The 24,149-nt window shown below is 51.1% G+C and carries 23 protein-coding genes and 2 riboswitches; of the genes, 18 read left to right on the plus strand and 5 right to left on the minus strand.

What is annotated here, in order from left to right:
- The first annotated feature begins 21 nt into the window (after positions 1 to 21).
- Positions 22 to 540 carry a glutathione peroxidase gene (locus AC0YN4_RS01355; RefSeq protein ID WP_475780676.1) on the plus strand — a complete coding sequence of 173 codons (519 nt, stop codon included), beginning with the start codon at positions 22 to 24 and terminating at the stop codon, positions 538 to 540.
- A gap of 55 nt (positions 541 to 595) precedes the next feature.
- Here AC0YN4_RS01355 and AC0YN4_RS01360 read toward each other — a convergent pair whose 3' ends face one another.
- Positions 596 to 1,942, minus strand: a complete 1,347-nt coding sequence (locus AC0YN4_RS01360) for an APC family permease (RefSeq protein ID WP_475834917.1) — start codon at positions 1,940 to 1,942, stop codon at positions 596 to 598.
- A gap of 96 nt (positions 1,943 to 2,038) precedes the next feature.
- Positions 2,039 to 2,146, minus strand: a riboswitch (guanidine-I (ykkC/yxkD leader).
- Positions 2,147 to 2,271: 125 nt separating this feature from the next.
- Between AC0YN4_RS01360 and AC0YN4_RS01365 the strand changes: the two genes are divergently transcribed.
- The gene (locus AC0YN4_RS01365; RefSeq protein ID WP_475781009.1) at positions 2,272 to 2,490 is read left to right on the plus strand and encodes a cold-inducible protein YdjO-related protein; all 219 of its coding nucleotides are present in this window, start codon (positions 2,272 to 2,274) and stop codon (positions 2,488 to 2,490) included.
- A gap of 49 nt (positions 2,491 to 2,539) precedes the next feature.
- Here the strand turns inward: AC0YN4_RS01365 and AC0YN4_RS01370 are convergent, their stop codons facing one another.
- Positions 2,540 to 3,436 carry a DNA-3-methyladenine glycosylase family protein gene (locus AC0YN4_RS01370; RefSeq protein WP_475834918.1) on the minus strand — a complete coding sequence of 299 codons (897 nt, stop codon included), beginning with the start codon at positions 3,434 to 3,436 and terminating at the stop codon, positions 2,540 to 2,542.
- Positions 3,437 to 3,588: 152 nt separating this feature from the next.
- Between AC0YN4_RS01370 and AC0YN4_RS01375 the strand changes: the two genes are divergently transcribed.
- The 4 genes from AC0YN4_RS01375 (at position 3,589) to AC0YN4_RS01390 (ending at position 5,443) form a co-directional block, all read left to right on the plus strand.
- Positions 3,589 to 4,164: a bifunctional transcriptional activator/DNA repair enzyme AdaA gene (locus AC0YN4_RS01375; protein WP_475834919.1), complete on the plus strand. Its 576-nt coding sequence runs from the start codon at positions 3,589 to 3,591 to the stop codon at positions 4,162 to 4,164.
- A 15-nt stretch (positions 4,165 to 4,179) separates the two neighbouring features.
- Entirely contained in the window at positions 4,180 to 4,698 is a 519-nt protein-coding gene (locus AC0YN4_RS01380) for a methylated-DNA--[protein]-cysteine S-methyltransferase (RefSeq protein ID WP_475780680.1), read from the plus strand.
- Positions 4,699 to 4,724: 26 nt separating this feature from the next.
- Positions 4,725 to 5,021, plus strand: coding sequence for a DUF6509 family protein (locus AC0YN4_RS01385; protein ID WP_475834920.1), 297 nt, complete (start codon positions 4,725 to 4,727; stop codon positions 5,019 to 5,021).
- A 95-nt stretch (positions 5,022 to 5,116) separates the two neighbouring features.
- The gene (locus tag AC0YN4_RS01390; protein WP_475780682.1) at positions 5,117 to 5,443 is read left to right on the plus strand and encodes a hypothetical protein; all 327 of its coding nucleotides are present in this window, start codon (positions 5,117 to 5,119) and stop codon (positions 5,441 to 5,443) included.
- Positions 5,444 to 5,583: 140 nt separating this feature from the next.
- Here AC0YN4_RS01390 and AC0YN4_RS01395 read toward each other — a convergent pair whose 3' ends face one another.
- On the minus strand, positions 5,584 to 6,393 hold the full coding sequence (locus tag AC0YN4_RS01395; RefSeq protein ID WP_475834921.1) for a hypothetical protein: 810 nt from the start codon (positions 6,391 to 6,393) through the stop codon (positions 5,584 to 5,586).
- Between the two features lie 193 nt (positions 6,394 to 6,586).
- Between AC0YN4_RS01395 and AC0YN4_RS01400 the strand changes: the two genes are divergently transcribed.
- The 7 genes from AC0YN4_RS01400 (at position 6,587) to AC0YN4_RS01430 (ending at position 17,487) form a co-directional block, all read left to right on the plus strand.
- Positions 6,587 to 7,462: a radical SAM/SPASM domain-containing protein gene (locus tag AC0YN4_RS01400; RefSeq protein WP_475780684.1), complete on the plus strand. Its 876-nt coding sequence runs from the start codon at positions 6,587 to 6,589 to the stop codon at positions 7,460 to 7,462.
- 26 nt (positions 7,463 to 7,488) lie between these two features.
- On the plus strand, positions 7,489 to 9,441 hold the full coding sequence (locus AC0YN4_RS01405) for an LTA synthase family protein (protein WP_475780685.1): 1,953 nt from the start codon (positions 7,489 to 7,491) through the stop codon (positions 9,439 to 9,441).
- A gap of 199 nt (positions 9,442 to 9,640) precedes the next feature.
- Positions 9,641 to 9,751, plus strand: a riboswitch (guanidine-I (ykkC/yxkD leader).
- 52 nt (positions 9,752 to 9,803) lie between these two features.
- Complete coding sequence (locus tag AC0YN4_RS01410; RefSeq protein ID WP_475780686.1) at positions 9,804 to 10,529, plus strand: urea amidolyase associated protein UAAP1; 726 nt, start codon at positions 9,804 to 9,806, stop codon at positions 10,527 to 10,529.
- A gap of 55 nt (positions 10,530 to 10,584) precedes the next feature.
- Complete coding sequence (locus AC0YN4_RS01415) at positions 10,585 to 11,241, plus strand: urea amidolyase associated protein UAAP2 (protein ID WP_475834922.1); 657 nt, start codon at positions 10,585 to 10,587, stop codon at positions 11,239 to 11,241.
- Between the two features lie 39 nt (positions 11,242 to 11,280).
- Positions 11,281 to 14,940, plus strand: a complete 3,660-nt coding sequence (gene uca / locus AC0YN4_RS01420) for an urea carboxylase (RefSeq protein ID WP_475835556.1) — start codon at positions 11,281 to 11,283, stop codon at positions 14,938 to 14,940.
- Positions 14,937 to 16,736 carry an allophanate hydrolase gene (gene atzF, locus AC0YN4_RS01425; protein WP_475834923.1) on the plus strand — a complete coding sequence of 600 codons (1,800 nt, stop codon included), beginning with the start codon at positions 14,937 to 14,939 and terminating at the stop codon, positions 16,734 to 16,736. Before uca ends, atzF begins: the two co-directional genes overlap by 4 nt.
- Positions 16,737 to 16,896: 160 nt before the next feature.
- Positions 16,897 to 17,487: a hypothetical protein gene (locus AC0YN4_RS01430; RefSeq protein WP_475834924.1), complete on the plus strand. Its 591-nt coding sequence runs from the start codon at positions 16,897 to 16,899 to the stop codon at positions 17,485 to 17,487.
- A 23-nt stretch (positions 17,488 to 17,510) separates the two neighbouring features.
- Here AC0YN4_RS01430 and AC0YN4_RS01435 read toward each other — a convergent pair whose 3' ends face one another.
- Positions 17,511 to 18,158, minus strand: coding sequence for a biotin transporter BioY (locus AC0YN4_RS01435; protein WP_475780690.1), 648 nt, complete (start codon positions 18,156 to 18,158; stop codon positions 17,511 to 17,513).
- A 96-nt stretch (positions 18,159 to 18,254) separates the two neighbouring features.
- Here AC0YN4_RS01435 and AC0YN4_RS01440 point away from each other — a divergent pair, with 96 nt between their 5' ends.
- The 4 genes from AC0YN4_RS01440 to AC0YN4_RS01455 all read left to right on the plus strand — a co-directional run bounded on the left by AC0YN4_RS01440 (position 18,255) and on the right by AC0YN4_RS01455 (position 22,637).
- Positions 18,255 to 19,115, plus strand: a complete 861-nt coding sequence (locus AC0YN4_RS01440) for an energy-coupling factor ABC transporter ATP-binding protein (RefSeq protein WP_475780691.1) — start codon at positions 18,255 to 18,257, stop codon at positions 19,113 to 19,115.
- Positions 19,112 to 20,791, plus strand: a complete 1,680-nt coding sequence (locus AC0YN4_RS01445; protein WP_475780692.1) for an ATP-binding cassette domain-containing protein — start codon at positions 19,112 to 19,114, stop codon at positions 20,789 to 20,791. The genes AC0YN4_RS01440 and AC0YN4_RS01445 overlap by 4 nt, the downstream gene beginning before the upstream one ends.
- A 66-nt stretch (positions 20,792 to 20,857) precedes the next feature.
- Positions 20,858 to 21,922 carry a M42 family metallopeptidase gene (locus AC0YN4_RS01450; RefSeq protein WP_475834925.1) on the plus strand — a complete coding sequence of 355 codons (1,065 nt, stop codon included), beginning with the start codon at positions 20,858 to 20,860 and terminating at the stop codon, positions 21,920 to 21,922.
- A 79-nt stretch (positions 21,923 to 22,001) separates the two neighbouring features.
- Positions 22,002 to 22,637, plus strand: a complete 636-nt coding sequence (locus tag AC0YN4_RS01455) for a hypothetical protein (protein ID WP_475780694.1) — start codon at positions 22,002 to 22,004, stop codon at positions 22,635 to 22,637.
- A gap of 156 nt (positions 22,638 to 22,793) precedes the next feature.
- Here the strand turns inward: AC0YN4_RS01455 and AC0YN4_RS01460 are convergent, their stop codons facing one another.
- Positions 22,794 to 23,696 (minus strand): DMT family transporter, encoded by a 903-nt coding sequence (locus AC0YN4_RS01460; RefSeq protein ID WP_475835557.1) that lies wholly within the window; start codon positions 23,694 to 23,696, stop codon positions 22,794 to 22,796.
- A gap of 285 nt (positions 23,697 to 23,981) precedes the next feature.
- Here AC0YN4_RS01460 and AC0YN4_RS01465 point away from each other — a divergent pair, with 285 nt between their 5' ends.
- On the plus strand, positions 23,982 to 24,134 hold the full coding sequence (locus AC0YN4_RS01465) for a hypothetical protein (protein ID WP_475834926.1): 153 nt from the start codon (positions 23,982 to 23,984) through the stop codon (positions 24,132 to 24,134).
- Positions 24,135 to 24,149: the final 15 nt, after the last annotated feature.

The following is a 24,149-nucleotide window of genomic DNA, read 5'->3' on the forward strand; positions in this document are numbered from 1 at the left end:
CAATTCAGGAGGGACCTACCAATGAGCATTTATGATTTCACCGTCAATACCATTACAGGCGAAGAGCAGTCGCTGTCCGCATATAGAGGCAAGACGCTTCTCATCGTCAACACGGCAAGCGCCTGTGGACTTACCCCTCATTATAAAGGGCTGCAGCAGATCTATGAAGCTCATAAGGACGAGAATTTGGTCGTACTTGGTTTCCCGTGTAATCAATTTGCAGGTCAAGAGCCAGGGTCGGACGAGGAGATCGCAAGCTTCTGCGAGCTCAATTACGGCGTAACTTTCCCGATGTTTGCGAAAATTAACGTGATTGGCGAAGATGCTCATCCGTTATATAAATATCTTGTGGATGCAGCGCCTGCCCCATACCATACCGGTACAATCGAGTGGAATTTCGTGAAATTCCTGATTGATCAAGAGGGTAACGTTGTGAAGCAATATCCGGCATCGACGGATCCGGCAGCAATTGAGCCTGATCTTCGCAGCTTGATCAATAATGGCAGCCTGGGAGCGGCGCCAAATACGGTTAACGATTAACTGTATCTTATTTTAGAGACGTGTATATGCGCTTCTATTTCGCTGAAAGCACCCCTTAAGGGGTGTTTTTTGATTTCTCGATCGAGAAGGATTTGTTTCTCTGCAGGATTAGCTTGAAGGCGTCTTGTTTGCGATAGGCTTGATACAGGACTCCGATGATAAGCCAGATCAGTCCCATTATCAGCGCATCCTTGCTCAGCAGGAGGAATAGGTAGCCGATGACACATGCGCCTGTAGCCGGCAGAACCAAGTAAGCTAACGTTCCTGAGACAGAACGCTTACGTTCCTTCACGTAGTAGTGGCAGATGACAGCTATGTTGACAAAGAAGAAGGCGGTCAGTGCACCGAAATTCACGAATTTGATCGCCGTATCCAGCCGAATGACTAAAGCTAACATAGAGACCATGCCGACAATTAGAATATTGACCGCAGGCGTCTTAAGCTTGGGGTGTACATAGGCGAATATGCGCTCCGGAAGGATCGATTCACGTCCCATTGCGAGCAGCAGCCGTGACACGCTTGAAACGGAAGAGATTCCTTGCGTAAAGATTGCAAATAAGAGCACAATGATGAATACCGATCCAAGCATGGCTCCGCCGACCATCTTCACAATTTCGAGCCCGGCCGAATCGATGTCAGCGAAAGGGATTGGATTTGGGAACGTCAGCTGAGTCAAATAAGACGGTACAACATATAAAACGATCGCGATCCCAATAATAATGGCGATGGCTCTGGGGATGGTTTTGCTTGCGTTCTTCGTTTCTTCCGACATTGTCGTAATGGAATCGAATCCGAGAAAGGAGAAGCAGATCATCGAAGCGCCTGTCAGTATTGTGGTGAAAGGAATCTCGTGTTGGAGGAGTGGCGCAAGCGGATCGCTTATGGAAGATAAGTTGCGGTAGAGTAAGATGCAAAACAAGGCGATGAAGCCCATTTGAATGAGGACGAACCATTTACTCAGATTGGCTGAGAATGATGCGCCGCGCAGGTTCACTAGTGTAATTAACAAATTGATGCCGATCATCCATAAGTAGGATGGAATAGCCGGGAATTGTGCATGCATATAGATTCCGAACGTTAAGCATGCGATAATAGGTGAGAAGAGGTAATCCAGCAGCAATGCCCACCCGACAAGGAAACCGAGATAGGGATGGATAGATTTCTTCACATAGGAGTAGGCAGAACCGGAGCTCGAATGTGCCTTGGACATATGACCGTAGCTATAAGCGGTAAACATGATGGCGACAAAAGCGGTCAAATACGCTTGGGTTAACATCCCGGCAGAGGATTCGTAAGCAATGCCATAAATCGAGAAATAGATCATCGGTGTCATCCAAGCGAGGCCGAGGAACACGATTTGAAATAACGATAATGTTGGCGTTAGTTTGACTTGTACGTTCATGTGCAGCACCCTTCCGTCATCCCTCGTGTAACCATCTCATCTCTCAGGATGGATGGCTGAAAATAAAAAAAACGCGGAAGGTATCCCTAAATGAGATCCTCCCGGGCTTTTATCCCTCCGTGAACACAGCAACGGCTGTGCGTTCTCTCTCGGTCCAGTCCAGCATGCCGGAATGTCTGCTGCGGAACCCTAGAGAACGTATGGCATATTTAGTTACGTTGTTTTGTTAGATAATATAACATAACCTACCTGGTCGTCAATTGAAAATTTAATGGCGTGCGAACTAGCTTCGTTCAGGCAGCAAGAGAAAGGATGCTTTTAAATTGTCTATGAATGAAGAGGAAAAGCCGAAGTTAATCCCAACGAAGATTTGGAAGTGTAAGAACGCGGATTGTAAAGCGTGGGTTCGCGAGGAGTTTGCCGAGGCCGGTGATCAGGCATGTCCGATCTGCAAAGGACCGATGCATCGCAGTATGAGGCATTTGCCTAAAGTTCAAAATAAAGTCAAATCCCAACCGCGAAAGAAGAAGAACGAATTTGACTTGTAGCCGCCAATTGGCGGCTTTTTTATATGTTCTTGAAGGAGGAGCGGCGGCGTTAGTAAAGGGTCCGCCAGAGGTAGAAGGTAGCATAAGCTTTCCAGTCGCCCCAGGTTGAGGAGAGCTGTTTGATTTCCGCAATGGAAGGTTTGTCCGGCCGCTGCATAAGATGTTTCAGCGCGTTGTGAAGCCCTGCATCCTCGATCGGGAAAGCTCCGGGCATGCGTAAACAGCGCATGAGCACATAGTTAGCCGTCCAGGGTCCGATACCGCGGATGCGGGTTAGTGCTTTCTCGATGGCGGACCAGTCTTCAAGTGCCAGGAGTTGTTCTTTGGACAATCGGCCTTCGACAATTTCTGTGGCGGTTCCGATTAGGTACTCGGATTTGCGGCCCGTGAACTGCATGTCCGTCAGATCGGAAACCTGCAGAGCGGCGATCGTCTCAGGTGTAGGGAAGGTAAAGTAACATCGGCCATTCCATTCCAGTGATGAACCGAAACGCTCCACGAATCGTCTCTTGAGCGTATAGGCAAAGGTTAAATTAATTTGCTGGCCCATGATCCCCCAGCTGAGCGCTTCGAACAAGTCGTCGATGCCGACAACTCGCAGTCCATGGAACTGATTAACGGTGCCCCGAAGCAGATCGTCCTGCTCAGCCAGTTCATAGAAAGGCAGCAAATCGCGTTCGCAATCGAACCATTCCCATACATAGCGGGCAGCTGATTCTCGCAGCTCCTGGGAAGGCTCTTCGTCCAATGCGGGAAACGCGATGCTTAGTGTATCGTTCATCTCCGGTGTGATTCTTATAAGTACGGGATTGCTCGCAGTTGGAATAAGCCGCAGAACAGCATGATCCTCAACATAGAATAAGCATTCGTTACTGGATCGTTTCAAATAATCAATGATATGGGCACTGCTGAACGGGGCAGGGGGATGAATCGTAATGGCATGCATGTCTCGTCTGAGGCCTCCTTTGATTTCAGGTACATTACTAGTTGTATCATACTTGGGTGGTTGTTCGCTTTCGTAATCTTGCGTTCTCATGCGGCAAAGCTTACATCGGCCCCATAAAGAGGTTATACTTCTTCTCATGGAGGTGAAGGTGCATGCCAATGATGACGAGTGAAATGTGGCTGGCGATTGCAAGCTGCGATGCTTCCTACGATGGTCAGTTTTACTACGGTGTGAGTTCGACCGGAATTTTCTGCAGGCCCTCCTGCAAATCGAGAACGCCGAATCCGAAGCATGTGCACATCTTCTTGCATGCCGAAGCTGCGCTTGCGAGTGATTATCGGCCGTGTAAGCGGTGCAAGCCGGAAGGAAGGCGGCTTCCGGAGGAAGAATGGGTGGAGTCGATTGCAGTGGTGATCCATGAGCGTTATGAAGAGCCGCTTACTTTGTCCAAACTAGCGGAGCTGGCGCATGTCAGTCCTTATCATATACAGCGAACGTTTAAGCGAATAATAGGGATGTCTCCTGCTTCGTATTTGCTGCAGGTTCGAGTGGAAGCGGCGAAGGAGCTGCTGTTGTCCGCGTCCGAGTGTACGATTAGTGAAATTGGAGCGCGAGCGGGCTTTCCGAATGCGGCGCATTTTGCAACTGTCTTTCAGAAGGAAACAGGCAGCTCGCCGTCGGCCTATCGGATGCTGGCTGCTGCTGCGAATGAGAGTGGGAAGGATTAAGGGAGGATGGGGAACATGAAAGCTTTGTATTGGACGGAGACTGACGATGCGTCATGGCAGTTAATTCTGGTTGCGACCGATGAAGGGTTAAGTTATGTCAGCTCGCCTGCTGCTTCATTGGATGAGGTTGCTGAATGGTGCGCGAAACATTATCCCGGCTATACGTTAACGAGAGATGATCGGCGATTAGGGGAATATAGAGGGCAGCTTCTTGATTATTTGAATGGGGAGCTGACAAGTTTTCGACTGCCCTTGCATGTGAAAGGGACAGCTTTTCAGCAGATGGTCTGGCAAGCGTTGGAGCAAATCCCCCATGGGCAGACCTGCTCCTATTCCGATATCGCAGAGCGGATAGGCAAAGCGAGTGCGGTTCGAGCGGTTGGTACTGCAATCGGAGCGAATCCTGTGCTTATTGTTGTGCCCTGTCACCGCGTTATCGGGAAGAACGGTGCGTTAACCGGTTTCCGTGGCGGGATGGATGCGAAGGAGAAGCTGCTCCGTCTGGAAGGTGTTATACTAACACATGAGGCATAACTTGAGGAAATTGAAGGGATGAGGCAATGATTTCGATTACAGAATTTTCGGTGGACAAAATTAAAGACCCGTTCGGCATTCTTACGGGGGATCGGTACGAATTTAGATTGGATGTGGACTTGCCAGAGGATGACGAGCTGTTCGCCCAGAATGGCGTTTATATCCGCGTCATTTATAAAGTGGATGGCGAAACTTCGAGCATTGTGAAGTATGAGCTGTACGAGAGCATTAACGATCGGTATATGGATGCGGAGCTGGAAGACGAGGAAGAGCAGCTTATTGATAGTTTTTGTAAAGCGCATTTCTCGGAAGCCGAAGAATAGAATAAGGGAAACTGCTTAGAATTCAGCGAGCATGTGTAATAGTTTGTACGGCAAGCACTAGCGGGCCGAAACAAGTGATTAAGGCGGTGTATGACATGACAGTTCATTATCTGCTCAATTGCTACAACAATCAAATTTTGGTGAAGCAAGTAGAAGGTGATGAAGAGCTATTTAATGTCAACATTCAGAGCAACAACAATCCACTCAGTTTCGGTAATACGTTATATTCAGCCCAAACCAAAGAACATGCCATTCGAATTGCCAATCAGCTGTGCGCGTTCTACTCCATGGCGCGAGTCAACGGCTACTATCTGGATGGCAAGTGGTTCCGCAGCGAGAACAAGTCCGACATCTCCGCGGAGCACGTACTCCGGCAGGAGCGGACGAAGGACGAAATGCACGCCATGCTGACGAGTGAGTGATCGTGGATGACTGAAGGCGGCCGATTGGCTGCCTTTTTTGTTGCAGCTGCACGTCCTCTTGAGGGAGAAAGAAGATGGGGACGAGTGACTTGTCTGCATGCCGACAGACAAACAAAAAAGCCGAACGGGATCTTGCTCGTTCAGCTCTTATTAACGATGCGCGCATAGCGCTCTTCGCGCTGGGGGGCTGTGAGTTTCGGGCAACTGTAGCACATGACGCCGTCTTCGCGGCAGTAGTACATGCAGCAGCCGGAACGAATCATGATTTTGCTGCCGAGCTGGTAGGGGCTGTCGACATACCTAGGCGTATGCGCGAAGGGATTGCGTTTGCTGCCGAACAGACTGGGATCGAGCTGTTCCGTCAGCACCTTGCAATCATGAGCGAAGCGCTTTCGAACTTCTTCAGAGGTTTCTTTTGCCTCGAAAGTGGTTATCATGTTAGCCAGCATGCTGCCGAATTGCGTCCATATAGCCGCAGGCTTAAGGTTGCCGGCAGAAGCGACGGCACTTAGCATCGGTTCCACTGCGGTTCGAAAATCCACCTCAAGTGCATCTCGGACGAACGTTTCGCGGTCGGCGTTATCCGGTATCTCCGTGTAGCTGAGTTCATGCAGCTTATAGCCGAACAAATGATAAGTTCCGAAATCTTCCATTTGAAACGTAAGTTTATCAATCGCTAAGTCAATCAGCACGTTATAGTGAGACAACAAGAGCAGTCTTGCTGCCCATAGATGGAATAAAGAGCCGCCGATATAAGAAGCTGCCAGCTCTGAGCCGGTAGCGCGTGCTGTCAAACTTGCGATCTCGATCGCCCGTTGAATCGCATCAGCTCCCCGTAGAAAATCGGTCGCAGGCATCTCGAAGGACGGGTTTGCAGCGCCTGTTGGCGACACGCGCAAGTAGTACTTATCGAATGGGGAGAAATCGATGACGGGTTTGTTCATCATCATTGGCGCGCGCTCCTTTGATAATATTTCTCAATGGCATGATTAGCAATTATAAGTTGTGCTTGCCCGATGTGTCAATGACAATACGGCGTTTCCAATGTCCTTAAGTGGACAGCTTTTGCATCGGCGATTTATAATGGAGGGTATGTTCTTGCACCGCAACCTATATTGATCGTATGAACGGGGCCAAATCGGGATGAAAAAGTTCAAGAAATTCTATATCGAAATTACGAGTGTTTGCAATCTGGCCTGCTCGTTCTGTCCGCAGACGAAACGTCAGGCAAATTTCATTAAGGTCGAAGACTTCACGAAAATATTAGATGAAATTAAACCGCATACGGACTATATCTACTTCCATCTAAAGGGCGAACCGCTGCTGCATCCGAAAATCGATCAGCTGCTCGACATCAGTCATGAGCGCGGCTTCAAGGTGAATATTACATCGAACGGAACGCTGCTGCACAAAGCCAAACACAAGATCATGGGCAAACCAGCACTTCGTCAAATGAACTTCTCGCTGCACAGCTTTGACGGACATGAAGGTTCGGTTGATAAAGAAGGTTATATCGGCAGCGTGCTGTCGTTCGTGAAAGAGGCTGTTGCGACATCGGACATGCTGGTTTCGCTTCGATTGTGGAATTTGGCTGAAGACAATGAGGTCAATGTCGAGGTAAACCGTAATCATGAGATTTTAGAGCAGATTGAAGAGGCGTTTGCGTTGGATTTCCGCATTCAAGAGAAATTCACGCGCGGGAACGGGATTAAGATCGCGGACCGTGTTTATTTGAATCACGAGGTGGAGTTCAAGTGGCCGGATCTGAAGGAGCCGGAAGACGATGGCAAAGGCTTCTGCCATGCGCTTCGCAATCAAGCAGGCATTCTGGTTGACGGTACAGTAGTGCCTTGCTGCTTAGACGGCGAGGGTGTTATCAATCTTGGCAACATTCATCAGACAGCATTCTCAGAAATTATTGAAGGCGATCGTGCGAACCGGCTATATGACGGTTTTTCGCGCAGGGAAGCCGTTGAAGAGCTTTGCCGGAAGTGCGGCTTTAGGCAGCGGTTCAGCTAATAAGAAAGAAGGTACAGAAAGTCGATATGAATCATTTTCCAATTCGTCAACGGAGCTCGCTGCATTCTCTGAATCGGGAGAAGAATGCGAGAATTCCGTTATTCTATATGGCTATTGCACTATTCCTTGCCAAAATGCTGCTGCTGCGCTATTTCTTATTTGACAATATTGATTTGTCACATATTATCGCAGACATCGGCGCTATCTTGGTTATTCTTAGCGTCGTGGAATTGGTTACGCCAAGCAAGCTCCGGACTGCCGTTTATGGCGCGGTGAATCTCATTTATTCCTTCGCTCTGTTCTCGTCTGCTGTTTATTTCGAGCATTTCGGGAACGTTCCAACCTACACGGCGCTATACGAGTTGCATCAGGTGACGAAGATCGGATCAAGCGTTGAATCGACGATCCAATTGAACCATTTCTTGTTTTTTGCCGATTTGGTGATTGGTTTGGCGCTTTGGATCATCGCGGCAGTGAGAGGTTCGCGCCTCCGACGCCGTTCGTGGAGCGGTTACGGCAGATATGGCAGACCGGTGGTAACGCCAATTTACCGTGTCGTGATGACGGCTATTCTAATCGTTAGTTTCGCGCTTTCGGCGCGCGTTATTCAAGTCGGCATGCCAATCGATAACGAGCTGGTCGAGGCAGAGCAGGAAGGTTTCTTGAATTATCAAATATCAGCAGCGATTAAAGCGGCGCAAGATAACAGTGTGGCGGCTGTTGGGAATATCGACGAAATTACGAAGGAAGCAAGCGAACTTCAAGCAAGCTATCCTTACAAAGATGTGGCTAGCGGCGTTCCGGCGGCATATTTCGGCTCCGAGAAAGGCAAGAATCTGATCATCATCCAGATGGAGGCCTTTCAGAACTTTCCGATTCATCTCTCCGTAGGCGGTCAAGAGCTGACGCCTGTGCTGAACAAGCTGGCAGATGAAAGCTTCTATTTCCCGCATGTGTTCCAACAGATCGGGCAGGGGAACACCTCAGATGCCGAGTTCATGTCCAACACGTCCATCTATCCGACCGCGAAGATTGCGATGTCAACCGGGTATGGGGATCGGGACATTCCCAGCCTGCCGAAATTGCTGGACAAGAACGGCTATGTCTCAAGTACGTTTCATGTCAATGATGTGACGTTCTGGGACCGCAATAAACTGTATGCGGCGCTTGGATTTGATCATTATTTTGACAAGCCTTATTACAAGAATGATCATTACAACAGCTTCGGAGCCTCGGATGAGGAGCTATACCGCGTTGGAGTAGAGAAGCTGCAAGAAGTGAGCGGCGGCAGCAAGCCGTATTATGGACAGTTTATTACCGTTTCGAATCACTTCCCGTTCGAAGTTCCGCTGGATCGCATGAAAATGCAGCTGCCGGAGAAGCTGAAAGGCACACAGCTGGGCAATTATTTGCTGGGTGTGAACTACACGGATTATGCAATCGGAACGTTGATCGATAAGCTCAAAGCAGCAGGGCAATGGGATAATACCGTTCTGGTGCTGTACGGAGACCACTTTGGGCTCCAGCCGGACGAGAACGATCCTGCGTTTGTGAACCAAGCGCTTGGAATCAAATACGACCCGCAGGTCAGTCGGTTTAATATCCCGCTTATCATCCACGCGCCGGGCCAGCAAGGTAAAGTTGTCGATCATGTAGGCGGTCAGCTGGATATTCTGCCGACAGTCGCCAATTTGCTCGGCGTGTCGCTGAAGAATGAACAGTTTACGGCTTTCGGCCATGATCTGCTCAATGTGGACCGGAATGTGTTTGGAACGCGGTACTACCTCCCGACAGGCTCATTCTACAACAATGACATCTTGTTCGTGCCGGGCAAAGGCTTCGAGGATGGCAAAGCGGTAAACATTCGAACGCTTGAGCCGGTGACGAATCTTGCTCCTTACCGAAGTGACTATGACTATGTGATGCAGCTCATGGATGTATCCGATCGTTATGTTAAATCGCTTCCTCAGCGTCATTAATACGTTGAAAATAAGCCTCTCCTATGTGCGTCTAATGTATGTAGGGGAGGTTTTTTTGTCGTTGTTTGTATTGCCTAACGAACGTTAATGTAATAATACCTTACATAAGGATTGACACTTTGCAGAAATCGCCCCTATAATACGAATCAATAGCAGGTTTTAACAATTGAATATCGGTTCTCATGTTAGCTATTGGGAACAACTAACCATCTAGGGTTCCGTTGCATGATTGATTCGTTCATGTAGGTCTGGTCCGAGAGATGGTGTGCAGCAGCGCTGCATAACACGGAAGGATAAAAGCCTGGGAGAAACCAATCTCTCGGGCTTTTTATATTTAAATCATTTTGGAGGGGGACTATTCAATGACGACAGGCTTATGGACCACAACCTTTGGGGCAGGCGATAAATGGTCAGGGAGAATTAGCAAAGGGAGGTTGCTTCGTTTTACGGCCTTGCAGGATAACGCTAATTTGTCGGTAATGATGTTCCACGCTGATGATTTGACAGAGCGCTACAATATGCCGGATACGCTGAAAGCCCAATATACGGCACACCTGACTCATGGAAATATTCTGATGAGTGATAATGGCCGCGCAATGGCAAGCTTCGTCGATGATGAGCTTGGCTGGCATGATACGATAACCGGCTTTACGACTCGCACATCCACAGACAGCAAGTTTGGACTGACGCAATACCAGCTGCTTCGGAATGAGTGGCTCCGCAGCGGCTATGAGAATTTTGCGGTTGAGCTCGTTCGCAACGGTTTAGGTGTACGGGATATGGGACCGGTCGTTAATTTGTTCTCGAAAGTGAGCTGCGATAGCGTAGGCCAATTAACTTACGATGCCGCACATTGCAAAAAAGGCGCAGCGGTAACGCTGCGCACTGAGATGGATATTCTCCTCGTTATCTCGAATACGCCGAACCCGCTGAATCCGAGTGCCAATTATCCGACAGCCGCAGTTCAGCTTGAGGTATTCGCAGCTCCGGCTGTCGATCTGGAAACGGACTATTGCTGCAACTTTAGATCCGAGAATCGGCGAGCATTCGAGAATACGGCGGAGTACTACTTGCTCGCAGGTCGTTAATGACAAGAAACGCTTGATGGATATACGCAATGACTACATTTGAGGGGGAACTACGATGACTACTACTGCTTTTAACCGATACGAAAGCATGCTGCAACCGGAATCGGCGATTATAGATGAAATTGTATTGGCAGGGGATGGCTGGATGAAAGAGCTACAGCCGGGTCAAGTCCTGCGGATCGTGGATTTGGAAGGGAACCAAGCGGCGGATACGTTGTTCTACGATGCTGATAATCCGGAAGATCATTATAGTGCGGTTGCGACCATTACGGGGCAAGGAAACATTTACTTAACTACAGGCTCGGTGCTTCGTGCCGAATCCGGTAAGGAACTGCTCAAGATCGTCGCAGATACTTGCGGCAGACATGATACGGTCGGCGGCTCCTGTTCCGCTCAGAGTAATACCGTGCGTTATGCGCACGAGAAGCTTCACATGCACAACTGCCGCGATACGTTCATGCTGCAGCTGGCCCGACATGAAGGCGGCTATACGAAACGAGATTTGGCCCCTAATGTGAACTTCTTCATGAATGTACCCGTGTCAGAGGATGGCGGGCTGCGATTTGCGGATGGGGTATCTGCACCCGGTTGTTATGTAGAGCTCGAATCGATCTGCCGCACGATGGTGTTAATCAGCAATTGCCCGCAATTAAACAATCCGTGTAATGCTTATAACCCAACTCCGATTCGGGTGTTGATCTGGAATCCATAGAGAGAAATAGAGTCATTCAGGGAGGGAAACACCATGGCCATGTTCACTAAAGTTCTCATCGCGAATCGCGGTGCAATTGCCGTTCGAATCGAGCGCACGCTTCGCAAGCTAGGCATTCAATCCGTTGCCGTCTATACACAAGCAGATCAAGACAGCCTTCATGTCGATGGCGCAGATGAAGCGGTACTGATCGGAACGGGTCCTGCAAAAGAAAGCTACCTGGATGTGGATCGGATTCTCCAAACCGCTATCGATACAGGTGCGCAGGCGATTCATCCGGGATATGGTTTCTTGAGCGAAAATGCTGCATTCGCACGTGCCTGCCGCGAACGCGGCATCGTATTCATCGGACCTACTCCGGAGCAGATGGAGATGTTCGGTCTGAAACATTCCGCTCGTGAAATCGCGGAGCGCGCAGGTGTACCGATGCTGCCCGGAACGTCGCTCATCTCGGAGCTGAACGAAGCGCTGGCGCAGGCGGAAGTGATCGGGTATCCCGTCATTCTGAAGAGCACGGCAGGCGGCGGCGGAATCGGCATGCGGGTTTGCGCGGACGAGAGTGCGCTTGCTGCTGCTTTCGACGGTGTCCGATACTTGGCGGAGACGAACTTTAAGAACGGCGGCATTTTTCTAGAGAAATATATCGCAAGAGCCCGCCACGTTGAAGTTCAAATCTTCGGCAACGGCTTTGGTGAAGTCGTGACCTTGGGCGAACGCGACTGCTCGATTCAGCGTCGTAATCAGAAGGTGATCGAAGAAAGTCCGGCACCGAATTTGCCAGAGCATGTACGTCAAGAAATGTTCGCTTCCTCGAAGCGACTTGCAGCAGAAGTAGGCTACCGCAGTGCGGGAACGATTGAATATTTGTACGATCCGGAATCATGCGCCTTTTATTTCCTGGAAGTGAATACCCGGCTGCAAGTGGAGCATGGTGTAACCGAAGAAGTGCTTGGCCTTGATCTCGTGGAATGGATGGTACGTGAAGCCGCGAATGAACTGACCGGACTGGAGTCTATGATCAAACCGGCTGTCGGCCATAGCATACAGGCGCGCATCTATGCAGAGGATTGCCTGCAGCAATTCCGTCCGAGCGCCGGTAAGCTGGATCAAGTGAAATTCACAGAACATGCACGCATTGAGTCCTGGGTACGTGACGGCATAACGGTAACCACGCTATACGATCCGATGCTGGCCAAGATCATCGTTCACGGCGACAATCGGATGGATGCCATTGCGAAGCTGATTCAAGCCATCGATGAGACGCGTCTCTATGGGGTCACGACGAATTTACAGTATGTCAAAGCGCTGCTTAGTCATGAAGATTGCTTGAGCGGCAACGTGTACACCCAACTACTGAATACGTTTGAGCCTGCTGAGCTGGCTATTGAAGTCCTAGATGGAGGCGTTCAAACGACCGTGCAGGATTGGCCGGGTAGAACAGGGTACTGGGATGTCGGCGTTCCACCATGCGGTCCGATGGATCCGCTGTCGTTCCGCATGGGAAACAAGCTGCTTGGCAATGCGGATGACGCAGCAGGCCTTGAGCTGACACTTCGCGGCGGTGCTTATAAGTTCCGTGATGAGATGTGGATTTGTTTGACCGGTGCCGATATGGAAGCGGTGCTGGATGAGGTGGCTGTGCCTTTGTATCAGCCGATTCATGCTCGCAAAGGTCAAGTGCTCAGCTACGGCGAAGCCAAAACAGGCATGAGAGGTTATTTGCTGGTTGCCGGCGGGTTCGATATGCCGCGCATCCTCGGCAGCTCCGCTACATTCACGCTTGGCAATTTCGGCGGACATGGCGGGCGGGCACTTCGCGCAGGGGATGTGCTTGGTGTCAATCGGAGCGTTGGGCAGCAGGTTCCGCCGTCTGGAGCAGTCGTGCAGCTGCAAGAGTGGGATCTGCCGACGATGAGTCGCACTTGGACGATCGGCGTTATCCCCGGGCCGCATTGTACACCGGAATATTTACTGCCTACTTACCTTAAGGAGCTTGCGGAAACAAGCTTCGAAGTGCATTTTAACAGCTCGCGGACGGGCGTAAGACTTATTGGGCCTGCGCCGCATTGGGCAAGGGAGGATGGCGGTCAAGCCGGCCTGCATCCATCCAATATCCATGACAACGCGTATGCGGTTGGTACACTGGATTTGACGGGGGATATGCCGATTCTGCTTGGGCCGGACGGTCCCAGCTTGGGCGGATTCGTCTGTCCGGTGACGACAGCGTCCGCGGAATTCTGGAAGCTGGGCCAACTGCATCCCGGTGACCGAGTTCGATTCCAATTGCTGTCGCTGGATGAGGCGGACCGGCTGCGCAAGGAACAAGAAGGAAATCTGGAAGCGATCGAGCAGGGGGACTGGGATCAGCTCGTACCGCTTGGCTTACCGCAAGCCGATTACGAGTTGACTGAGAAGCCGGAATATCCGTTATTGAAGCAAGAATCGGCCAATCGCAGATTCCCGATTACGATTCGCTGCAGCGGGGATGAGAATATTCTGGTGGAGTACGGTGAGATGGAGCTGGACTTGCTGCTTCGTTTCCAAGTCCATGCGCTAATGCAGGCCATTCGGGAAACAGGCGTGATTCCGGTGCAGGATTTGACGCCGGGCATTCGCTCGCTTCAAGTTCATATTGATCCGAAGCAGACGAACGTGAGAGAAGCGGCTGAACGCATTCTTGAATTGGATTCCGGCCTGCCGCCGCTTGAAACGATTGAGGTTCCTTCGCGAATTGTACGTTTGCCGCTCTCGTGGGATGATCCGGCAACGCAGCTGGCTATTGAGCGATACCAACAAAATGTACGTCCGGATGCACCTTGGTGTCCGAGCAACTTGGAATTTATTCGTCGTATTAATGGCCTCGGCGATTTGGATGAAGTGTTTAAAGTCGTACATGAGGCTAATTATCTGGTGCTGGGCCTTGGCGATGTTTATCTTGGTGCGCCGGTTGCGACACCGATCGATCCGCGCCATCGTCTCGTCACTACCAAATACAATCCGGCTCGTACATGGACACCGGAGAATGCGGTCGGTATCGGCGGCGCCTACATGTGTGTATACGGCATGGAAGGTCCGGGCGGCTATCAGTTCGTAGGCCGTACGATTCAAATGTGGAACTTGAACCGCCAAACCGAGAGTTTCCAGGCGGGTAAACCGTGGCTGCTTCGCTTCTTTGACCAAATCCAGTTCTACCCTGTAACGGCGGATGAGCTTCTGCGTCTTCGTGAAGACTTCACGCGCGGAAGGTTCGAGGCGGATATTACGGAAACGACGTTCAAGCTTAGCGATTACCTGGCATTCCTGGGTGAAATCAAGGAGAGCACGGAAGCATTCCAATCGATGCAGCAAGCAGCCTTTCAAGCGGAGCGTGAAAACTGGAAAGCACTTGGACTCGCCGAATTTATTTCGGAGCAGGATGGTGGTAAAGAATCGCCTGAGGATGAGCTGCCTGAGGGTACGATCGCGGTTCGCTGCACGATGCCGGGAAGTGTATGGAAGGTGCTTGTGACCCCCGGTCAAGAGGTGAAGAAAGGCGAAACGCTGATCATCGAGGAGAGCATGAAGATGGAATTTACCCAAACCGCACCCTGCGACGGGTTTGTCTCCTCGATCTTCGTGAAACCGGGTGATGAAGTGCACACGGGTCAACTGATTGTCGGGCTCGTGAAGGAGAGGGAAAGAGAGGCGCTGAGCATATGACCACGATCGAATGGCCAAATGAACTGACCTTGCAATGGCTCAGAGAACAATATACCGCCAAGCTTCTGCAGCCTGTTGATGTGATTGCGGAGATCATCCGCCGAGCTGAAGCGGATGCGGAGATGAACATATGGATTACACCGCCGTCCATGGCGGTCATACAGCCTTATCTGGAGCGGTTGAAGACACTTACTCCGGGGAGCTCGCCTCTCTGGGGGATCCCCTTTGCTGTCAAAGACAATATTGATGTAGCCGGTATACCGACAACAGCCGCTTGTGCGGAATTTAGCTATACACCTACAGCCAGCGCAGTGGTTGTACAGCGACTCATCAATGCCGGGGCCATTCCTATTGGCAAAACCAATCTGGATCAGTTCGCAACCGGCCTTGTCGGGACGCGAAGCCCTTATGGGGAAACGCAAAATGCGCTGCGAAGCGAGCTGATCAGCGGCGGTTCCAGCTCCGGCTCTGCAGTGTCAGTAGCGCGCGGGCAAGCCGTGTTCGCACTTGGTACGGATACAGCCGGCTCCGGGCGCGTTCCGGCTGCGCTGAATGGTTTGGTCGGCTTTAAACCGAGCTTGGGCGCTTGGCCAACGAAAGGTGTTGTTCCGGCCTGTGCGAGCCTGGACTGCGTTACTGTCTTCGCGCATAACCTTGACGATGCGCTGGCAGTTGACTTGTTTGCCCGCGGCTTGGAAGAAACAGACCCGTGGTCGCGCTCGATTGCGCATCCATCGGCGAGCGATTTGCTTCCGGCCGCTGCATGTTTACCTTCTGAGACGCCGACCTTTTACGGACCGTTCGCGGATCAATATGAGCGTGCATGGATGAAGTCGGTAGATGTAATTGAAGCGATGGGCTTGCCTGTTGTCTATGTAGAGCTCGACCTGTTCGCGGAAGCTGCGGCTATTCTATACGGCGGACCTTGGGTAGCGGAGCGATGGGCGGATCTGGGTCCATTCATCGAAAGCCATCCCGGAACAGCGTTTCCTGTAACGGAGCAGGTGCTTCGTACCGGCGCATCGACGGATTATACCGCGGCAGCGGTTTTCCAAGCTGCGCATAAGCTGCAAGCTTTCAAGCTGGAAGCGAAGCAGCTGTTGAAGGACGCGGTTCTGTTCTTGCCGACATGCGGCGGGACATGGACGCGCGATGAGGTGCGAGCGAATCCGATCAGCACGAACAGCGATATGGGACGTTATACGAATCATTGCAATTTACTTGATCTGTGCGCCGTTGCGGTTCAGGCCGGAGAAGCGGATACGTATTTGCCGTTCGGCGTGACCTTGTTCGCCACTGCGGAGAATGAATCGCTGATATGCAGTACAGCAAAACGGTTTATCTCCGCGTTTAGCGGCGAAGAGCCTGCAGTTGATGCTCAACCATCTGCTCCACAAGTACCGGTTGAAGCTCCGGCAACGACACTGGTCGCGGTATGTGGTCTGCATATGCGAGGATTCCCGCTAGAGAAGCAGATGATTGCTTGCGGCGCCACATTTGTTCGAGAGGCCGAAAGTGCGTCGAAATATCGCCTTGTGAAACTGCCGACTACTCCCGCGAAGCCGGGAATGATTAAGCAGAAGCACGGCGGTTCATCCGTTTCGCTCGAAATCTGGGAGATGCCGGTAGCTTCCTTCGGAGGCTTCACAGCGTCTATTCCAGCACCGCTTGGCATCGGCAAGGTTGAGCTGAGCGATGGAACCGAAGTACCCGGGTTTATTTGCGAAGCCTATGCAGAGCTAGGCGCAGAAGATATTACTGCGTATGGCTCATGGCGCAACGCCGTGCTGCAATAGCAGTCTGCCCCGATCCCCACGATAACTGCTCCTTATACAAGCCGAGTTTTCCTGATAAGGGGACCGGCTTGTATTTTTTTGTCTTGATGCTCAAAGCGGCAGTAGAAGGGTAATCAGAAGGGGGAGTATAATAGGAGGAATGAGATCGGAGTGAAGACATGTGTTTAAGAAAATAGGAATTACACTAATCGTACTGCTTGTACTCGTTATTGCTTCCGGAGTCGGTGCGGTTATGTATGTGAAGCCATCAGAGAAATTGGATCTGAAATTCAATGAAGTACCGCTCATGGAACGGGCGTTAACGATGATTAAGAATCTGAGGACGTCGTTCGTGCTTTCGGAGGCGGACATTGATAATATCGGTAAAGCGGCGATTCGGCTGAAACCGGAGTACCAGCCCGGTGTCCTTATTACCGGGGCCAGATTTACTTTGGAGGGGGAGCGTTTGGTTGCGCATTTAAACCTGAAGCTGAAGGATCGATTGCCGGTTGGGATCGTGATCTACTACAAGCTGGAGTGGAACAATCCGAATCTGGTTGCGAAGGTTGATGAAGCGAAGCTGCGCGGGATTACGTTGTCTACGGGGTATTTTGACGATATCGTCATTCCGCTAGGGTCAGAGCTGCCGGAGCTCCTGCACATTAAAGGCATTGCGATCGACAAGGGAAATGTGGTCGTGAGCATAAGAAAGCCGACGCTGCGCGAGCTTCGCGTTCTGATTGAACAGAAGGTGAAGCGGCAGGCCGGCTGATGGAAGAGCTTATTCGTGCGGCATTAGCGGAGTTTCGGAAGAAGCGGACGTAGGATGGCGATCAAGAAAGTTGCGGCAATGGCTTTGACCATGTCGCCGAATAAGAATGGATAGCAGCCGTTTACCATCGCTTTGGCGAACGAGTAATTGGCCTTATAGGCAAGCCAAGGCACGCCGCCGACATAAGCAAGCACTACGCTAAACAGCACTAGGCTGATGAACAGCATCACATATTGGCTGCGATTAAGTTTCTTCGTTCGTGCGAAGATACGGTCGCTTGCCAGACCAATTAATAAGGCCGATAGCGGGAACATCCATATGTATCCGCCTGTTGCACCGAATACTACGCCTAAGCCGCCGTTTCCGTGGAGAAGCGGTAGACCGCACGCGGTAAGGATGACGACGATGGCGATACTCCAAAAACCGAATCGGGCTCCAAGCAGACCGCCGGCTAACATGATGGCGAAGGTTTGCAGTGTGATCGGAACCGTTGTAAAGCCGAGCGGAATGCTTACGTAACCAAAAGCGATGAAGAGTGCGGCGAATAGGGCCGTAAATACGATACCTCGAATCCAATAGGTCGCTCCGGATTGCCCGCTGTCCGAAATAGGAGCGAGTACAGCAGAAGATGAGTTGTTTGCGTTTGAATTGGAACTTGAAGTCGTTTCCATTGAAAATGCTCCTCTCTAATGTTAACCTTGTTATCGAGTAATGGTTAACAATTGAAATCATAACATGGGTTAATCCGTTTGGGAAGAGGGATTTTCATGAGTCATTCTATTAACGATGATCGTTTGATCTTGAAGGATGTTTCTATAGATCGGCTGCTCGATAATGGGGATAGCAGCCCGCGTTTACACCAAATTAATCTGGCGCTCTCTCCCGGAGAATGGTTGAATGTAGCCGGAGTGAATGGGAGCGGGAAATCCTCGCTGGCAAGGTTGCTGGCAGGGTTAACAATTGAAGGCGTGCAAGGGTCATGGAGCCGTGGATTCGCCGGAAATAAGCCTTCGCCTTATGTGATGCAGCAGCCGGATGCACAGCTATTCGCCGAAACTCCGCGTGAGGAAATTCGATTTGCGCTGGAATGGCGCGGCATGCCTCCCCATGAAATTATGCGGCAAACAGAAGAAATACTCACCTTTACCGGACTTTCAGCAGTAGGGGATGCTCCTTGGAGCCGTCTGTCCGGCGGTCAGAGACAGCTGGCTGCCGTTGCCGCCGCTTCAGCCGGCGAGACGTCGCTACTCGTATTCGATGAAGCGACATCTATGCTGGATGAGCAATCCATGGTACTGGTCCATGATTTAGCGAAGAAGCTTCATCAGCGCGGCACTGCTATTGTCTGGGTTACTCAGCGTTTGCAGGAGATTGAATCCGCTGCGCGAATCGTGGCTATGATGGATGGCAGCATTGTTTTTGACGGAAAGGGCGGGGAGTTCTTGTATGGGGCAGCTGACCATGTCGAGTTCGGTCCGACGCCATGCCAAATCTGCGGACTTCGTTTACCCTACTTATCTGCTTTAGCGCTTGAGCTCGGAAGACTCGGGAAGCTTGCGCCTCCCTATCCGGAAACGATGGAAGAATGGAATCAGGCGCTTGCACGAATCGGGGCGGTGCCACGATGACCTTACATATTGTCGGTTTGAAGCAGGTGTCTTCAGGGGTACATAATGAGATGGCCGTCGTTCAAGAGCAGGAATTGCGACTGGAACAAGGATCGATCACGATCCTCATTGGCGCCAATGGCGTCGGCAAAACCAGATTCATGGAAACGATCGCCGGACTTACGAAGTCGGAGGGCGTCACGGTTTCATATGGCATGAATTCGTTGTGGACGGAGCGGCGTTCGCGCTTAGGACGGAAGAGCGCGGTACGCAATCCTCAAGCGATGCTCTGTTATAGTTATTCTTGCCAATCGCCGGAAGAACAATTGTTTGCAAGAACGGTCCGCGAAGAGTTGCACTATGTGATGCGTCCTTATCACCTCGATGACGAAGAGCGCAAACGCAGAGCGAGTGAGGCGCTTACGGCTGTAGGATGGGATGAGACGTGGCTGGATCGTGATCCATACTTTATGAGCGGAGGCGAGCGGAGGCGGACGGCATTAGCCTGTTTATTCGCGCCTCCGTCTTCGTGGCTGCTGCTTGATGAACCGACCGCCGGGCTGGATGCTGCCGGACATGAGCAGCTAGGTGAGCAGCTCAAACAGCAAGCAGCAGAGGGCAAAGGCGTGCTCCTCATCTCACATGAAAGTGACTGGGCGCTGCAGCTCGCTACTGCAGTAATCATTATGCACACGAATGGGAGTGTGCAGCATTGCAGCAGGGATGAGCTGCTCGTCAATCCCCATTGGCTGGAGCATGCCGGCATGGAAATTCCGGCGTGGCTGCGTGTAGCCCATCAATTAGCATGCTTAGGTGTGCCGCATAAGCAAGTTTGGCAGCCTGCCGCATTGGCGCAAGAAGCAGCTCAAATCGTGAAGTCGAACGTCAAGATACTTCGGCCAAGCAAGCCGTTGACTGTGCGTGACAACCGAGCGCCGTTCTTGTTGCGAGATTCGGACCGACATCCATCGCCATTATCCTTATTCGATCCCAGATCGGTTTGGCTTACTTATATTCTTATTTCTGCCGCGATCCTATTCCAATCTACCTGGTCTGGTCTAGGGGCCATGGCACTTGTCGTTGCTGCCGCCATACATCTCGGTAAAATTCCTCTGCGACGCTGGCGAAGCGCGATTATGGCATTAACTGTCTTCACGTTCTCAGTCGCGCTCATCGCCGGACTCGGACCGCAGGAAGGAGGCGGCTTCTGGAGCACGGACGCAGCGCTCGTATCGCTGCAATCCCTTCTTCGGCCGCTGCTTGCGATGCTGCTTGGTTTCGGGTTGCCGCTAGCGGTTACCCCGCTGCGGCTTCGCAGATCATTGGAACAACTATTCTCAGCAATCGGGAAAGTACCGCTTTGGGGGACGAAGCTGATCTTAACGATTACGCTGCTCCTTCGATTCATACCGGTTCTATTATCAGAATGGGAGCGTTTCGCGCGTATCGCAACGGCAAGAGGGAAACAAACGGAACGCGCTGCGCGGGGATCGCTTAAGCGGCTGAAGGAAACGTCGATCCCTTTCATGCTGGCTTTGTTCCGACTGGGTGAACAGGTTTCCGATGCGCTCGAGAGCAGAGGCGTTGGCAAAGAGCGGCAGCCGACGCTGCTCATAACCGAGCACTGGAAGGGTCGTGACACGGTTCTGGCAGCGGCAGGTGCCGCCATTCTGGTCATTTTCTGGATGTGGCAATAGGCATTTGGCTCCGAATCGGCTATGATAGAACAAGTGTTAACTTTTGAAAGGAGTGTCTGGCAAGCTATGACTGAACCGCTTCATCCTCAGCTCGATCGAGCTTACATTCACCGCCTGCTAGAGCTACTGCTGACAACACCGAGCCCTAGCGGATTTTGCATGACGATCATGCGCATTATTCAAGAAGAAGCAGCCAAATTGGGTTACGCGCTAGAGCTGACCCCTAAAGGCAACGGCATTATTACGATACCAGGTTCCGACCCGCAAGATAACGAGGTTATCGCCATTACAGCCCATGTCGATACATTAGGTGCAATGGTAAGGTCCATTAAACCGTCCGGTACGCTCCGATTTACACCAATCGGCGGCTATTCCATGCATACGGTAGAGAGCGAATACTGTCTCATTCACACGCGGGATGGCCGCACGTACGATGGCACGGTGCTGACGACGAAACCATCTGTTCACGTGTTTTCCGATGTTCGTGATTTGAAACGCGATGAAGCCAACATGGAAATTCGAATCGACGAACTTGTGAAGAATAAGGAAGATGTACAGAAGCTGGGCATCGCCCCCGGTGATTTCATTAGCTGGGATGCGCGCACGCGATTCTTCCCTAACGGTCTGATTAAGTCACGACACTTGGATGACAAAGCGAGCGTAGCCGCCGTATTCGGTCTGCTGGAATGGCTGAAGTGCGAAGGCAAATCGCCGCTTCGCACGGTCAAGATCATCATTTCGACTTATGAAGAAGTAGGTCACGGCAGCTCGAATATTCCGGCGGACATTACGGAAATGATCGCCGTTGATATGGGTGCGATCGGCGATGATCTCTCGACGACAGAGCGCGATGTGTCCATCTGCGCGAAGGATTCTTCCGGACCGTATGATTATCTCATGACTTCGAAGCTCATCGAGCTTGCCAGTCGTGAGAACATCCCATATGCAATCGATATTTATCCGCATTATGGCTCCGATGCTTCGGCTGCGCTGCGCGGCGGAAGCAATATTAAAGCAGCTTTAATCGGGCCAGGCGTACATGCCTCACATAGTATGGAACGAACGCATAGCGATGCAGTACTGAACACTGCGGCACTGCTGTTAGCTTATTTATTGGAGCCTCGCTCATAATTAGAGGATGCAATAGGAAAAATTACGAGTAGACAATTCGGAAACGAACATTATATGATGAATGATGGGTGAATTGACAATGACAACGAATGATGTATCCAATCAAAACGATACGCAAGAGCAAGCTGCAGGTATTCCTGAAGAAGAGGTTCAACGTTTGATTCAAGCGCTTCACGAGAACGCGCTTAGAGCGCTTCGGTTTAAGTTCGAAGAAGATCAGGTTGACGGACAAGTATTGAACCATGAAGTGTATGGGCCGATCTTCACATACAAAATCGAAGTGAAAGACGGAGACAAGTATGCATGCGGCTTCTTCATGCGCGAGCTGCTGCACACGTTCCAGAACAATGAAGATCCGGCGCTCTGGATGTCGTCGTTCTTCCTGGACCTGATGGATGCGGGCGGCGAGCGATTGCTTCCAATGCCTCCGCAATCCGAGGATGAGGCGAAAGCGCTGATCGACAACATTATCGTGCCTTACTGCGCGAAGGCCATTCGCGAAGAATTCCCGGACGAGCAGGTTCACGTGGATCTGGACTTGAACGAACAGCATGGTGCGGTGCTTGAAGCAGGCTTTACGTCCATCTCCGATGGCAACAACGTTTGTGCATTGCCGCTGCACATGCTGATTGCGCATCACTTGCTGAATCGTGATCCGGCTGAACCGATTATCCAAGGCTTGTACCGTATTCGCGAAGAACACGGCTTGGAGTAGTTGTTGATTGTAATCACAAGGCTGTCTCAATCGTGCATTTATGCGCTGTTGAGGCAGCTTTTTGTTTGGGTTTGAGATAGTTGGTATGCTTTGGATGACATCAATAAATAAGGCCTGCCTTTCCGTCAACATGGATGACGGCAAAGCAGGCCTTATTTAAGCGCTGAGCGCTTCGTTCTTGACTTCGTCGACTGCGTGGGTTTGTTTCTCGGCTCGCATATATAGGATGAGTCCGGCGATGACAAAGGCGCCTCCGATGAGCTGGAAACCGGTGACCATCTCACGGAAGAGCAGCATGCCGAGCAAGCTGGCACCAACCGGCTCTGCGAGCACGGACATGGAAATCGTGGTCGGCTTCACGTATTTCAGCAGCCAGTTAAAGATCATGTGACCAAAGACGGTCGGGACGATCGCAAGCAGCAGGAATACAATCCATTCTCGGTCTGCGTAACCTGACATCGGCGTGCTGGTTGCCACATTATAGATGGCGAAGCACGCCGTTGTGACGCCAAATACGATGAAGCTATAGAGGAACGAAGAGACACGTTTCAAAATTTGTTTGGCGATCAGCATGTTTACGGCAACGGCTAGTGCCCCGAAGAAAGACAAGCTGTCCCCGAAGAACGCGCGTTGAGATAGTGTGATATCGCCTGAACCGATGCTAATCGCCCCAATCAAAGCGACCATCATGCCGATTACCGCGAACTTACGCGGTCTATCCTTGAACAATAGAAAGGCGCCGACCATGACGAACACAGGCTCGAGTGCCAATATAATGGTGGAGCTTGCAATAGAGGTATACGTCAGCGATGCCATCCAGAGCAGGAAGTGGAGGGCGAGGAAGAAGCCCGCTGCCAAGAGCAATAGCCAATCTCTTCGCGAGATCGCCTTCATGCCGGGAAGCTGCTTCATCCCGAACGGCAGCATAAGGATAAACGTGAAGAGCATCCGGTACATGCCTTGAACGGAAACAGGCGCATTGGAGTACCTCACGAAGATAGGTGCAAACGAGATGGCCAGCATTCCGACAATCAGGGGGAACACGGGAGAAATAGACATTTTGGAGGATAGCGAAATTTTCACAGTGCGGTTTCCTTCTTTCCGGCTCCGTAATTATGCGCGAAGCGACCATTCTCATTATGCACACAAAGGCTTGTCCTCGCAAGGGAAAGAGACTATTTGGCATCTGTATATCGGGTGCTGCCTGGACATCGTAAGGAACAACAGCGTATTCGGAATTCGTCAAAATGTGTTCATTTATCCGAGCGTCGCAAGGCATGTGTAGATGATATGATTTGGATAAGAATCGGCAGTATAGGATAGAACATAAAGGGGAGACTGGAAATGGGTGTTCCGACAGGAGTATGGATTTCAGCTGCAATTATCGCGATCATTGTGACGTGGATGACAATATGGGTGACCAATAAAGCCTACTCCAGACGCTGGGAAGATCACAATGTAGAGAATGAACAAGGGAAGAAAAACAACAAGATTTGACATGAGAACAATGAC

This window comes from Paenibacillus sp. J22R3, from assembly GCF_056269305.1.

Bases quoted from the DNA above. Each gene is read 5' to 3' on its own strand.
- AC0YN4_RS01410 (WP_475780686.1), top strand. From the start codon at position 9,804: ATGACGACAGGCTTATGGACCACAACCTTTGGGGCAGGCGATAAATGG.
- uca (WP_475835556.1), top strand. From the start codon at position 11,281: ATGTTCACTAAAGTTCTCATCGCGAATCGCGGTGCAATTGCCGTTCGA.
- AC0YN4_RS01450 (WP_475834925.1), top strand. From the start codon at position 20,858: ATGACTGAACCGCTTCATCCTCAGCTCGATCGAGCTTACATTCACCGC.
- atzF (WP_475834923.1), top strand. From the start codon at position 14,937: ATGACCACGATCGAATGGCCAAATGAACTGACCTTGCAATGGCTCAGA.
- AC0YN4_RS01370 (WP_475834918.1), bottom strand. From the start codon at position 3,436: ATGCATGCCATTACGATTCATCCCCCTGCCCCGTTCAGCAGTGCCCAT.
- AC0YN4_RS01440 (WP_475780691.1), top strand. From the start codon at position 18,255: ATGAGTCATTCTATTAACGATGATCGTTTGATCTTGAAGGATGTTTCT.
- AC0YN4_RS01385 (WP_475834920.1), top strand. From the start codon at position 4,725: ATGATTTCGATTACAGAATTTTCGGTGGACAAAATTAAAGACCCGTTC.
- AC0YN4_RS01465 (WP_475834926.1), top strand. From the start codon at position 23,982: ATGGGTGTTCCGACAGGAGTATGGATTTCAGCTGCAATTATCGCGATC.
- AC0YN4_RS01355 (WP_475780676.1), top strand. From the start codon at position 22: ATGAGCATTTATGATTTCACCGTCAATACCATTACAGGCGAAGAGCAG.
- AC0YN4_RS01405 (WP_475780685.1), top strand. From the start codon at position 7,489: ATGAATCATTTTCCAATTCGTCAACGGAGCTCGCTGCATTCTCTGAAT.
- AC0YN4_RS01455 (WP_475780694.1), top strand. From the start codon at position 22,002: ATGACAACGAATGATGTATCCAATCAAAACGATACGCAAGAGCAAGCT.
- AC0YN4_RS01365 (WP_475781009.1), top strand. From the start codon at position 2,272: ATGAATGAAGAGGAAAAGCCGAAGTTAATCCCAACGAAGATTTGGAAG.
- AC0YN4_RS01400 (WP_475780684.1), top strand. From the start codon at position 6,587: ATGAAAAAGTTCAAGAAATTCTATATCGAAATTACGAGTGTTTGCAAT.
- AC0YN4_RS01375 (WP_475834919.1), top strand. From the start codon at position 3,589: ATGCCAATGATGACGAGTGAAATGTGGCTGGCGATTGCAAGCTGCGAT.
- AC0YN4_RS01390 (WP_475780682.1), top strand. From the start codon at position 5,117: ATGACAGTTCATTATCTGCTCAATTGCTACAACAATCAAATTTTGGTG.
- AC0YN4_RS01395 (WP_475834921.1), bottom strand. From the start codon at position 6,393: ATGATGATGAACAAACCCGTCATCGATTTCTCCCCATTCGATAAGTAC.
- AC0YN4_RS01360 (WP_475834917.1), bottom strand. From the start codon at position 1,942: ATGAACGTACAAGTCAAACTAACGCCAACATTATCGTTATTTCAAATC.
- AC0YN4_RS01415 (WP_475834922.1), top strand. From the start codon at position 10,585: ATGACTACTACTGCTTTTAACCGATACGAAAGCATGCTGCAACCGGAA.
- AC0YN4_RS01435 (WP_475780690.1), bottom strand. From the start codon at position 18,158: ATGGAAACGACTTCAAGTTCCAATTCAAACGCAAACAACTCATCTTCT.
- AC0YN4_RS01445 (WP_475780692.1), top strand. From the start codon at position 19,112: ATGACCTTACATATTGTCGGTTTGAAGCAGGTGTCTTCAGGGGTACAT.
- AC0YN4_RS01460 (WP_475835557.1), bottom strand. From the start codon at position 23,696: ATGTCTATTTCTCCCGTGTTCCCCCTGATTGTCGGAATGCTGGCCATC.
- AC0YN4_RS01380 (WP_475780680.1), top strand. From the start codon at position 4,180: ATGAAAGCTTTGTATTGGACGGAGACTGACGATGCGTCATGGCAGTTA.